At 64.7% G+C, this 12109-nt stretch carries 11 protein-coding genes; 3 read left to right on the forward strand and 8 right to left on the reverse strand.

Annotation, left to right across the window (positions count from 1 at the left end; translation table 11 throughout):
• The first annotated feature begins 109 nt into the window (after positions 1 to 109).
• Complete coding sequence (locus tag AWB78_RS08585; RefSeq protein WP_062604136.1) at positions 110 to 964, forward strand: helix-turn-helix domain-containing protein; 855 nt, start codon at positions 110 to 112, stop codon at positions 962 to 964.
• Positions 965 to 986: 22 nt separating this feature from the next.
• Here the strand turns inward: AWB78_RS08585 and AWB78_RS08590 are convergent, their stop codons facing one another.
• The 4 genes from AWB78_RS08590 to AWB78_RS08605 form a co-directional block, all read right to left on the reverse strand.
• Positions 987 to 2825 carry an ATP-binding response regulator gene (locus tag AWB78_RS08590; protein WP_062604137.1) on the reverse strand — a complete coding sequence of 613 codons (1839 nt, stop codon included), beginning with the start codon at positions 2823 to 2825 and terminating at the stop codon, positions 987 to 989.
• Between the two features lie 3 nt (positions 2826 to 2828).
• Complete coding sequence (locus AWB78_RS08595) at positions 2829 to 4466, reverse strand: ATP-binding domain-containing protein (protein ID WP_062604138.1); 1638 nt, start codon at positions 4464 to 4466, stop codon at positions 2829 to 2831.
• 76 nt (positions 4467 to 4542) lie between these two features.
• Positions 4543 to 5214, reverse strand: coding sequence for a glutathione S-transferase family protein (locus AWB78_RS08600; RefSeq protein ID WP_062604139.1), 672 nt, complete (start codon positions 5212 to 5214; stop codon positions 4543 to 4545).
• Positions 5215 to 5546: 332 nt separating this feature from the next.
• Positions 5547 to 6611: an acyltransferase family protein gene (locus tag AWB78_RS08605; RefSeq protein ID WP_062604140.1), complete on the reverse strand. Its 1065-nt coding sequence runs from the start codon at positions 6609 to 6611 to the stop codon at positions 5547 to 5549.
• A gap of 515 nt (positions 6612 to 7126) precedes the next feature.
• Here AWB78_RS08605 and AWB78_RS47585 point away from each other — a divergent pair.
• Positions 7127 to 7297 carry a hypothetical protein gene (locus AWB78_RS47585; protein WP_198399239.1) on the forward strand — a complete coding sequence of 57 codons (171 nt, stop codon included), beginning with the start codon at positions 7127 to 7129 and terminating at the stop codon, positions 7295 to 7297.
• Positions 7298 to 7342: 45 nt separating this feature from the next.
• On the opposite strand, the gene AWB78_RS08610 is transcribed toward AWB78_RS47585, so the two are convergent.
• From AWB78_RS08610 to AWB78_RS08620, 4 genes are all read right to left on the reverse strand, one after another.
• Positions 7343 to 7753: a response regulator gene (locus tag AWB78_RS08610; protein WP_062604240.1), complete on the reverse strand. Its 411-nt coding sequence runs from the start codon at positions 7751 to 7753 to the stop codon at positions 7343 to 7345.
• A 350-nt stretch (positions 7754 to 8103) separates the two neighbouring features.
• The gene (locus tag AWB78_RS08615) at positions 8104 to 8910 is read right to left on the reverse strand and encodes an AraC family transcriptional regulator (protein ID WP_062604141.1); all 807 of its coding nucleotides are present in this window, start codon (positions 8908 to 8910) and stop codon (positions 8104 to 8106) included.
• Between the two features lie 106 nt (positions 8911 to 9016).
• Positions 9017 to 9163, reverse strand: coding sequence for a hypothetical protein (locus tag AWB78_RS48245; RefSeq protein WP_232477646.1), 147 nt, complete (start codon positions 9161 to 9163; stop codon positions 9017 to 9019).
• A gap of 363 nt (positions 9164 to 9526) precedes the next feature.
• Positions 9527 to 10264, reverse strand: coding sequence for a response regulator transcription factor (locus AWB78_RS08620; protein WP_062604142.1), 738 nt, complete (start codon positions 10262 to 10264; stop codon positions 9527 to 9529).
• Between the two features lie 528 nt (positions 10265 to 10792).
• Between AWB78_RS08620 and AWB78_RS08625 the strand changes: the two genes are divergently transcribed.
• The gene (locus AWB78_RS08625) at positions 10793 to 12085 is read left to right on the forward strand and encodes an MFS transporter (protein WP_062604143.1); all 1293 of its coding nucleotides are present in this window, start codon (positions 10793 to 10795) and stop codon (positions 12083 to 12085) included.
• The last annotated feature ends 24 nt before the right edge of the window (positions 12086 to 12109 follow it).

Below are 12109 nucleotides of genomic sequence, written 5' to 3' on the forward strand. Positions count from 1 at the left end.
AGTACGCCGGGCCGCGCCATTTACAATGTCGAAACAACTGCGCATGGCCGCCCGGCCCGCGCCGGGCCGCGCCTTCCGCAGTTCCACTCTTACGCATCCCACTGGCTGAATGGTCACTGAAACGTCATCTTCGGAATCACTCGCCGTCGCGGAACGCGTGCGCGAACTCATGAGCCGGCACGGCATCGGCAAGCGGCAGCAGACCGCCGAGTTGTGCCGCATTCTCGACCTGAGTTTTTCGCAGGGGCATCGGAAGCTGCGCGGCAACAGTCCGTGGACGCTCGCGCAGATCCGCCGCGTCGCCGATGCCTTCGACGAGCCCGCGCTCCAGCTCTTCGACTCCATCAACACGCGCCCCGACGAAACCGAAGGCACCGCGCACGACGCCGTGTTCAAGCTCGGCTCGGTGGAAATCCCTTGCATGGCGTGGGTCGGCAACGCACTCGAGGCGGGCAGCCGGCCGGATTTCATCGCGCAGAAGCTCAACAACCGCTGGATCGTCACCAAGCATGAGGGCGTGCTGCTGCAGGAAGCGTGCGACGTCCACAAGATCGAGATCCAGCCGCGCCGCCCGGACACCGACAAGCCGATCATCGCCGTGGTCGACGACGATCACGCCTCCGCCGACAACCTGCACGACTATCTCGAAGCCACCGGTTTCGCGGCGATGGCCTTCTACGGTCTCGACGCGTTTCGCGAAGCGCTGCAGACGCAGGTTTTCGATGCCGTGGTGATCGACTGGCTGTTCGGCATGCATACGTCGGCGGACGCGATCCGCGCGGTGCGCGAGTCGGACAATCCGGACGCGCCGGTATTCGTCCTCACGGGCGAGCTCACCACGGGCAAGGCGAGCGAATCCGAGATCAGCCAGGTCATCCGCGACTACAACGTGGCGTGTTTCGAGAAGCCGGCGCGGCTCGGCATACTCGTCGCGGATCTGTCGAAACGGCTGATGCGCAGCTAGCCGCCAGCGCTGGACCGTTCCGTCATGTCACGCGCCGGCGCGCCCTCACCGCGCGGTGGACGGCGCCTTTCAGCACTTCGTAGCGCACCGGCTTCAGCAGATAGTCGAAGAACAGGACCACCGCGCTCGGATCCACCAGCTCGGGCGCATACGCGCTCACCGCGATGATCGGCACGCTCGCGCCCGGCGCACTGCGCGCGCGGTACGCGTTCGCGAACGAGTAGCCGTCCTTGCCGGGCATGTGCAGGTCGGCGAGGATCACGTCGGCGTCGTTGGCGCGCAGCCACGCGAGCGCGCTGTCCACATCCGGCAAGGCGACGGCCGAATAGCCCAGGTGCGTGAGCATCTCGCTCAGCGAATCGCGGATCGACTCGTGGTCGTCGATCACGAGCACGCGCGATTTGCGCAGGTCAGGTGCGCCGGCTTCCTGCTCGCCGCGCTCGGGCATCCGCGCCGCCGAAGCCGCCGGCAGGCTCACGCGAAACGCCGCGCCCTGTCCCACTTCGCTCGACACCTCGATCTTCCCGCCGAGCAGATCCACGAGCCCGCGCACGACGGCGAGGCCCATGCCCGCGCCATCGAAACGCCGCGTGCTCGACGAGTCGAGCTGGGTGAATTCCTGAAAAATGAGCGGCAATTGTTCGCGCGAAATGCCCGGGCCGGTGTCGATCACGGAGATATCGAGGCGCTTTTCCGTGCGGGCGAAATGCACGTCGATGGAACCGGCTTCGGTGTATTTGATCGCGTTGGTCACGAGATTCGTCACGATCTGCCGCACGCGATGCGGATCGGACTCGATCGGGCCGGACTCGCCCACGTAGTCGCCGCGCAATTCCAGGCCCTTGGCGGAGGCGGCGGGCGTGTTCGCATCGACGATGGATTCCAGCAATTCGCGCGGATCGAACACGGCCATGCGCAGTTCGAGCTTGCCCGCGCCCAGACGCGCGTAGTCGGTGAGATCGCGCATCTGCGCTTCCAGATGACGCGCGCCCGTTTCGAGGCGCTGCATGATCCGGCGGTCGGCGTCCCCGCGCGCGTTCAGGCCGAGCAGCTCGACCGACGAGACGATCGCGTGCAGCGGCGTGCGCAATTCATGGCTGATCATGCCGAGGAAGGTGTCTTTCGCGACGCCCGCCTCGCGCGCCACGCGCGTCGCCTGATGCTCGGCCGCGAGCGCGGCCCGCTGCTGCTCGATGAGCCGCGTGCGCCGATAGCCGTTCAACAGCAGCAGCACGGTCGCCGCCGCGGAAAGCACGCCGAGCAGGATGCCGCCGTAGATCAGATAGCGGCGCTTCGCCTCGAAGTCCCGCACGATCGCCTCGCGCTCGGCAACATCCATGAGCCGCCGCCCGCTCGCCAGTTCGGCGACGGCCGGCGCGTTCTGGCGCAGCACGCCGATCACGCGCAGCGTGTGCTGGCGGTCGCCCTGCAGCTGATCGACGTGAAACTGGATGGAATCGAGCGCGGTCTGCAGTTGCCGCATGATTTCGCGCTGCCGGTTCAGGAGCGCTTCGTTGCCGCGCGAAAGCCCGGTCGATTCCGACACTTGCGTGAGCCGGGCGCGCAGCAGGCGATAGCTCGCACGCACGGCACTGGCGTCCTCGTCGATGCCGTTGCGGTAGAGCAGCACCTGATTCTGGAAGCGCTCGTAGGCGATCTGCAGTTGCGCGGCATCCCAGTAGACGTCATGGGGCACGACGAGCCTGTGCGTCTCCCGCGCCAGCAGCCCCGAATACAGCATGTAGCCGACCGCCCCGATCGGCGGCGCGACGGCGAGCGCGATCAGCGCCGCATACCACAGGCGGCGCAGGGGGCGCGCGGCGTGCGCGCGCAGGGACGGTTCGGTGCTCGTGACAGCCATCCGTTACTGCAGCGCCTCGATGGCCCGGGCCGCGCGCCCGGATGCGACCACGATCAGCTTCATCGTCGCCCGTGTCGCGCCGACGAAGATCTTGCGCGCGGCCTGCTCGTCGAGCGCGTCGAAATCGACTTCCGTGAGGACGACGCACGGCGCCGACTGCCCCTTGAAGCGATAGATCGATTCGAGCAGCACGTCGCCCTCGCGATACTCGGGGTTGCCGAAGAGATCGTAGGTGCCGGTGAAGGCGCGCAGCCGGTGCGGCCCGAGCTGATCGACCGCGGTGAGCGCCGAGCCTTCGCGGCCCCGGAACGACAGCACCGCGATGTCCTGCTTGCGAAAGCCGAGCGACAGCGCGTGCGTGATCGCGCGCTTGGTCGCCTCGATGATTTCGTCGGGCTGTCCGTCCTCGTAGGTGGAGATGCTGACGTCGGAGCCGTCGAACGGGCTGCCCGCGTCGAGCCGCACCTCGGGTCCGACGATCTTGCGGATGAAGCCGAGCAGATCGCGCGGGCTGCGATAGTTCGTCGTTTCGCGCAGGATGGTCCAGTCCGGCAGCGGCACCGGCTCGCGCAGATAGAGGTTCTGCATCGGGTCTTCCAGCCACCACCACGCGCCGCCGGGATTCAGCAGGCGTTCGAGCGCCCCGACCCATGCCGCCTGGAAATCCTGGCCTTCGTCGACGATCAGCACATCGGTCTTCCAGTGCTCGGGCACGGGCACCGCGGCAAAGCGCTCTTCGAGCGTCGTGAAGACATCCGGCTGGCTGAAATCGGGCGGACTGCCCGCATCGCGCGCGACGGCCGCGCTCAGTTGATGGTAATTCGCGATCTTCGCCTCTTTCGGCGCGATCGCGCGGATATGGTCGGCGAGCGGCCGGTTGAAGCATACGTAGAGCACGCTCTTGCCTTGCGCCAGCGCGTCGCGCATCACGCGCACGGCGAGTTGCGTCTTGCCCGCGCCGGCGGTCGCGATCACGCGCAGGCGGAACGGCTCGAATTCCAGCCGGCGCGCCCAGGCCGCGAGCCCGCCCGACAGGCGCGTGACGAGCGTGTTCGCCGCGCCGACGAGCGCGTTGGTATCGGGCGTGAGCGAGAGTTCGTCGGCGAGAAAGTGATGGATGCGCGCCGCCGATTCGAAGCGCGGCTCATCGGGCGGCAGGATGTCGAGCACGACACGCGCGAGCTGCGACTTGCGGCTCGCATCGACGATGCGCGCGGGCGAGACGCCGGCGATCGCGGCATTCTTCACCGTGTAGTCGGGGCAATACAGCAATTCCTCGATCCGGTACGTGCCCGCGCCGAACGCCGCCGTGAAGCGCCGATGCAGATTCTCCAGCGAGCGCGCGAGTTGAATGGCGACGTTGCGCTCCTTCTGCAGGTAGACCTTCACGAGCCCCGCGCCCGTTTCGCGCAGGAAGCCCGCTTTCATCTCGATCATCAGCACGCGGCCCGACGGCGCGACTACGACGAAGTCCGCTTCGCCGAATACGGAAAAGCCTTCGTTGATGCGTGTCCAGTGCACGCCGTGATAGACCGTGTAGTCGTCGGGCAGTTTTTCGAGGAGCGCGAGCGTCTCGAGCTCGCGCGCCGCGGCGCCGGTCGCTTCGAGGTTCTTCCAGTCGTCGGGAACGATTCGGGCCATGCGTCGCCTTTCGCCAGTGGTTGCGTGCGACTCATTGTACGCAACGCGCCCGGCGAGGCGGCAGTCGGCCGAACGGCTAGGTGGCGTAGTCGTATCGTCCGCCGCGTTCCAGCGCGCGCTGGTAAGCGGGCCGCGCATGGATGCGCTCGAGAAACGCGCGGACATGCGGCAAGGATTTCGCGCCCGCGCGATGGCTGCCGGTTTCGAGCGGAAAGCTCATCTGCACGTCGGCGGCGCTGAACGTGTCGCCCGCGAACCACGTCGACTTCGCCAGCTCGGCATCGATATAGCCGAAATGCAGCCGCAGTTGCGGGTCGATGAAGCTGCTTTGCATCGTCTGCGCGATGCGCCGCGCGATCGGCTTCGCGAAGAACGGCATCTTCGCGCTTTCCAGCCGCCGCGCGACGAGCTTCAGCAAGAGCGGCGGCATCGCCGATCCTTCCGCGTAATGCATCCAGTAGTTGTAGCGCACGCGCTCCGGCGATGCGCCCGGCGGCGGCGCGAAGCGCCCTTCGCCGTAGCGGTCGACCAGATATTCGATGATCGCGCCCGACTCCGCGAGCGTCAGCGCGCCATCGGTGACGACCGGTGCCTTGCCGAGCGGATGCACCGCACGCAGCTCGGGCGGCGCGAGCATCGTGCGCGGGTCGCGCTGATAGCGCTTCAGTTCGTAGTCGATGCCGAGTTCCTCGAGCATCCACAGCACACGCTGGGAGCGGGAGTTGTTGAGGTGGTGGACGGTCAGCATGGCGGGTTGGTGTTTTGAGTCGCAAGGCGTTTCGTAGAGCGAGTGTCGCATGCCGCGCGAATCGCGCTTCCAATATCGCCGCAGCGCGGCTCCTGATACTCTGCCCGCCCGCCAGTTATCGGCGAGCGTTCGCCTGTCGCGGACACCGACGCGAGGAGCACCGAAGGACTGTCGGAGATATTCATCGTTCCGTCAAACCAGCTACGACGTGTATCTGGCGGGTGCTGTGTTAGCGACATGCAAACGCCTTATGTCGCATGGGTGAACATAAAAAAGCCGCCCGAAGGCGGCTGTGAAAACAGGCGATGCTCGGACAGAAGCGTCCGGAAGCGTCAGGCCGGACGACTCTCGACAGAGGTGAAGCGGTCTTTCAGGAGCAAAAACGGACGCTCGATCACGCGGTACGAGCATTCGGCGAGTACTACTGTGAGAATGACGGCGGCTCCGAACCTTGCGGCTGATCCATGTAGTTCCAATTTATCAAGCAGAACGGCCGATTCTGCCAACGCGAAGATGTGAAACAGATATATGCCGTATGAAAGCTTTCCCAAATGGCGAATGGGCCGGCAGCTGAACACCGTCTGCATCGATGGCGACAACGAGACCGCATATACGATCAGGCAACATGTGCCCGCCATCACTGGATAACCGAAAATCTCGCAAAGGTTCGAAGCGCCCGGTGGCCCGATGCGAACGAGCGCCACGATCAGGAAAGCCACTGCCGATATGGCGAAGAAAGATCGAGTGCGCGACGCCTCGTTCGAACCACCAATGCCGGTACCGAGCCCCATGAAGATACCGAACAGGAAGGTGTCGGCTCTAAGAGGCGAAACCCAGAGGAACGGGTGGCTTCTGCCGATCAACACGATTCCCACACGCATCACGACGAACGCCAATGCCGCGCTTGCCAGAGCAATGAGCAACCCCCTTTGATGTCCTCGCGAAAAGTATGTTGCCGTCGCGATCGGAATCAGCAAATAGGCCTGTTCCTCCAGCGCGATCGTCCACAAGTGCGCGGAAAACGGAAACGGCGAATACCCGTGATATGCGGCTTCAATATTCTGCGTGAAGGTAAGATGTGCGATGTACCAACCGACGAGTTGAGCGGAGGCTCCGTCGTTAACAATGCCCCAAATCAACGCGAAAGTGACGAACACTACATAAAGCGGCCAGATTCGAAGCGCACGCCGAATGTAGAAATTCACGATCCCCACGTCACCCGTCCTCTCCCTCTCAAGCAACAACAGGCGCGACAGCAAGAATGCGCTGAGCACCAGAAAGAGGTCGACGCCGAACCAACCAAGAAAGTTTCTTAAAGCCGCCAGTGAAGGGGCAGCGAGAAGGTCGCTGTGATGCACGACTACGGAGAATGCTGCGACGGCTCTAAGGCCGTCCACGGTACATAGAATCTGTTGCTGTCTTTTTTCATTGCGCGCTCAAGTGACGCGCAATGGTAACAAATCGCGTTCACGACGATATGTAGTCGTGCCCTACGCCGATTCGCGCTCGTCCGCCGGCTTTCGTCGTGACGAGGCGCTGACGCCGCTTATACATTTGCCGGGCGTCAGAGCCATGATTAAGCGTAGGGCGCCCTCGCCGATCGCAATATGGCCGCGTGTGATAGCGCTTTCGGCTTGAGCGTCATAACCGATTGCGATGTTTTTCGTGACTCACCAGATGCCGCTAAGCGCGCTTGGTGAACGCAATGACGCAGCCAGTCGTCCCATTACCGTCCGATCACGCCTTCTGAACGACGGTCAGCATGCTTCAACTCTCGTTCGTGTTCGTCGATGCCGCCCGCGGTACGCCGCTTGCATGGCACGAACATGTGCGCGCCGGAACGTCGAAAGGATTCCGCTCCTTCATGAGGCCGCACGATCATTACCAGCACACAACGTAAAAGGAGAATTCGATGACGCTGATCATTTATCTCGTCGGCTGGCTGATTCTTATCGGGGGCGTGTCGTGGGCGCTCGTCGCGATGCATGTCGCGCAGCATACGATCCTGATCGTCGCCGTGATCCTGCTGGGCATCGCCGTCATCACGGGCGCCACGCGTGCGCGCAACCGCGACCGGTCGTAAGCCGGGGGCCGCCGCCGAAAGGCGGCCCCGAACCCTCGCGCCGCTTCAGATCACCACGCGCGCGCCGGCCGCATCCTTGATCAGCGTGACGAGCTCGTCGGGATGAACCGGCTTCGTCATGAAATGCTGAAAACCCTCGCCGATGCTGCGTAATCGGTACTCGTCGCCGTCGTGCCCCGTCAGCGCGATCGCCACGGAGGGCGGCAGGTTGCCGCGTATTTCGTGATCGCGCAAACGTTGGATGAGATAAAAACCGTCCATCTCGGGTAGGTCGAGATCGCAGATCACCGCATCGGGAAGGTGTTCGATCGCCGCTTGCGCGCCGTCTTCGGCGTCGGCCACGGCGATGACTTCCGCACCCTCTTCTTCCAGCAACATCTGCAGTGATGCCCTGCTCTCCGGATCGTCTTCGATCAGCACGATCCGCATATGCCCCAGTCTTGCCACTTCGTTCATGATGTTCTTTTCAACTGCCGAAAACGGAATTCTCGCGGCGGTCTCCACCTCTCGCCGCCGCGCGCGCTGATGCGCGCATTTGATTGACACGAAAACGCGGCGGGAATTCCGAACGCACCGTTATTTATGCCGCGTGTGCGCCGGTGCGGAACGCCTCGCGGTTTTGGCAGCGCCGGCGCGCAAAATTGTCCGGTCGCGGTGTGCCCCATCAAGCAAAAAGCGGACCGGCTGGCAATGCATCGCCATGGATGCCACGTCCCGCGGGCATTCCAGCCGATGCGCGCCCCGCGAACCCGCGCCGCGCCCGCACGGCCGTGTAATTCAGGGACGAGCCGTACCCCGATTTCCCATCAGACGTTTGCCTCTCGTGCAGAATCGGCGCGCGATGCGCTCGATGTCCCCATCTGCAGAAGCGCCCGATATTCGCTCGGCGTGATGCCCACCGTCGCCTTGAACTGGCGCGTGAAGGCGCTGTGATCGGTGTAGCCGCAGAGCGCGGCGACATCGGTGACTTTTTCATCGGACATGAGCAGCGCGGTGGCGGCGTCCAGCCGCGTCTTCAGCAAAACCTGACGCGGTGTCAGGTGAAAGACCTTGTGAAAGTAGCGCTCCAGTTGCGCGATGGACATGTTCGCCATCTGCGCGAGCTGCCGCATGTTGAGCGGCTGCACGTAATTTTCCTGGATATGCTGCACGACCGCCGCAAGCCGGCTGTATGCGGGATGTGTGCCTTCGGCCGCCTGCAAGTCGCGCGATATGCCCGCAAGTCCGACGATGTTCCCGTGATCGTCGTGCAGCGGCTGCTTGCAGGTCATGCACCAGCCGGGCTCGCGTCCCGGATAGAGATGCAGTTCGAGCTGATCGATCAACTGATGCCCCTGCGCGATGATCGCCTGGTCCTGCGCCGTGTAGACGCGCCCGAAGCGCCGGGGAAACACGTCCTCCGCGGTCTTGCCGAGGAGCGCCGACTTGTCGTCCTTGTGGCCGCAGCGTCGCGCGAGCGTGCGGTTGACCATCGCGTAGCGCGCGTCGCGGTCTTTCACGAAGAAGACGATGTCGGGCATCGCGTCGAACACAGGCGCGAGCAACGCGAAATGCGCGAGCATGTCGGAAAGCGTCGATGCCGGAGGGTGCGCGATCGTCGCCGGGTTCGTCATGAGGCCTGTCGTGCTCGTCATGCGTGATGGTGTCGGTTGCGCTGGAAGAAATCAGGCGTCCGATTATAGGAGCGCGCAGGCGCGGACAAAATTGGCGCTGGCCCCACTATGAAACGGGCGAACCGGCGTCATCGCGCGCGGCGATCGGCGTGTCGATGCGCACTGGCGCGAACGGCGGACGCGCCGCCACGCGCGGCCAGCCGAAGTAGACCGCGGCCGCCTCGCCGCGGATGCGCCCCTGACACGGCCCCATGCCGCACCGCGTCTGCAGTTTGGCGTCGCGCTAGTCCGCGTGCGCGGCGGCCTCGCCGATCGAGAAATCCTCGCAGCGGCACGGCAAGGTGTCCGGTGACGGCATCGCGCACGAGGCGCGCGAATCGAGCGTCGGCGGGCAGGCCGAGCGCCGCATGAGCCGCGAGCGCGCCCTCCACGCTCGCCGGCTCCAACCCCGGTGCGCCCGCCGCGTCTGCCGCTCGCGGGCGAAGCGCGCAAGGAGGTCGAAGCGCTGATCCGCCGAAGTATCGAGACGCGTCCCGAACGGCCGGCGGTCCGAGGGCAGGCGTAAATGAAAATGCCGTCATCGCGACGGCATTTTTTTCATTGCTGGCTAGCTGATTCAGGCGGCGATCTGCGGAGGGTCGGCGAGATCGCCGTCGATGCCTTCGCCTTCATCGTAGAGATGCAGCAGGCGATAACCGCTCTTGTACACCGGCTGCAGACGGAAATTGTTGACCGGCTCGATCTCGAGCGCGAGCCGCAGACGCGACACGTGGCTGTCGATCGTGCGCGTGGTTTCGCGGAACTCGCGGCCCCACACCATCGCGAATATGTGATCGCGCGACAGCACACGGCCGATATTCGAGAAGAAAAGCTGCGCGAGGCGGAATTGCGTGCCGCTCAGCTGCACCGGCTTGCCGCGCACGGTCACGGTCTGCTGGCGGGCGTCGAAACGGTACGGGCCGACTTCGAGGCACGCGCTCGACGTCGCGGGATACGCGCGGCGCAGGAGCGCTTCGATGCGCGCGCCGAATTCGCCCGGGCGAATCGGATAGACGACATAATCGTCCGCGCCTGCGGTGAGCGCGCAGACCACGTTGTGCTCGGCGCCGTCCGGCGTCGCGAACATGACCGGCACGCGCTCGCCGAAGCTCGAGCGCACGGATTTCAGCAGATCCAGGCCGCACAGGCCCGTGGAGTTCCAGTCGAGAATCAGCAGATCGACCGTCGAGCGGGACAGCGCTTTCGACAGCACGAGGCCGTCGCCGAACGTGACGCACGTGTGGCCGAGTCGTTTGACGACATCGCTGATGAGATTTCGGTAGCTTGGGTCGGTTTGCAAAACGGCGACGCGCATGGTGTCTTACCTGATGAGTCCAAGGGACATGGGGCGGCGCCGTGCTTCAGGCGCCCGCCGGGCGTCTCGTCGCGGGATGAGACGGGGATTCAAGCTGCGCATTCTGGCCAGCGGCTTGAACCTTTCCCATCGGACTCATCCGAATTGTCAACGCATGTGACGGTGCAGGCGCGTGGAACCCCCGCGACGTCTCACGCGCGCAACCATCTCGAAAAATAGAACGGCTTTTCTCTTTTGCCCCCCTTTCATCCTGTAACATGCCGCGTTTGGCTCAAAAACTCCCGCTTCCGCCGTTTTACCGAGACGTCGTGTAGCAAGCTGCGCCGCGACTGTCCGTCGCATCCCGCAGCGCGGATGACGGGCGGCGGCTTGCGAATCCGCGCCCGCTGGGTCCTTGCCTGGCGCCTTGCGCGCCTCGCCCGGTCCTGCGCTTCGCGTCCACCCGGCGCGTTTAGTCACTCCCGCAGGGCAAAGCCTCGTTCTACCGCGCGTCACGCGTGGCTTTTCCACTCACGGGTTCTTTTTTCGATGCAGGCAACACCTCTGTCCGACGCCCCGCGCGCGGCCGGCCGTGCGCTCACGCGCGGCGATTACAAGACGCTCACGCTCGCCGCGCTCGGCGGCGCGCTCGAGTTCTACGACTTCATCATCTTCGTGTTCTTCGCGCCGGTCATCGGCCAACTGTTTTTCCCGCCGTCGGTTCCTGACTGGCTGCGTCAATTGCAGACTTTCGGCATCTTCGCGGCGGGCTATCTGGCGCGTCCGCTCGGCGGGATCATCATGGCGCACTTCGGCGACCTGCTCGGCCGCAAGCGTATGTTCACGCTCTCCGTGCTGCTGATGTCCGTCCCGACGCTGCTGATGGGCATGCTTCCCACCTACGCGTCGATCGGCCTGATGGCGCCCGTCCTGCTGCTTCTGTTCCGCGTGATGCAGGGCGCGGCGGTCGGCGGCGAGGTGCCGGGCGCGTGGGTGTTCGTGTCGGAGCACGTGCCGGGCCGCCATATCGGCTATGCGTGCGGCACGCTGACGGCCGGCCTGACGGCGGGCATCCTGCTCGGCTCGCTCATCGCCACGGCCATCAACAAGGCGTTCGCGCCCGCCGAAGTCGCCGATTTCGCGTGGCGCCTGCCGTTCCTGCTCGGCGGCCTGTTCGGCCTGTGCTCGGTCTATCTGCGCCGCTGGCTGCATGAAACGCCGGTGTTCGCCGAGCTGCAGAAGCGCAAGTCGCTCGCGGCGGAGATTCCGCTCAAGGCCGTGCTGCGCGACCACGGCCGCGCCGTCATCGTTTCGATGCTGCTCACGTGGATGCTGTCGGCGGCGATCGTGGTCGTGATCCTGATGACGCCGACGCTCCTGCAGAAGCAGTTCCACATCGCGCCGGCGACGGTGCTCGTCGCGAATTGCGCGGCGACGCTCTGTCTCACGATCGGCTGCGTGCTCGCGGGCGCGATCGCTGGCCGCATCGGCGCGGGCAAGACGATTTTCATCGGCGGGATAGCGCTCGCCGTGTCGTACTGGCTGATGTTCCAGCAAGTCGCGCTCGATGCCGCCGTGCTGCTGCCGTGGTATGCATTCGCGGGCTTCACCGTCGGCGTGATCGGCGCGATTCCGTTCGTGATGGTGAAAGCCTTCCCGCCCGCCGTGCGTTTCTCGGGCATCTCGTTTTCGTACAACGTCGCGTATGCGGTGTTTGGCGGGCTTACGCCGATCGTCGTCTCGCTGATGATGAAATCCAGCCCGATGGCACCCGCGATGTACGTCGGCGCGCTCTGCGTGGTCGGCGCGCTGACGACGCTGTTCATCAAGGAAGCGCGCTGATCCATTCGTAGCGCATTCCTGAAA

This window comes from Caballeronia calidae (genome assembly GCF_900044055.2).
Classification (GTDB): domain Bacteria; phylum Pseudomonadota; class Gammaproteobacteria; order Burkholderiales; family Burkholderiaceae; genus Caballeronia; species Caballeronia calidae.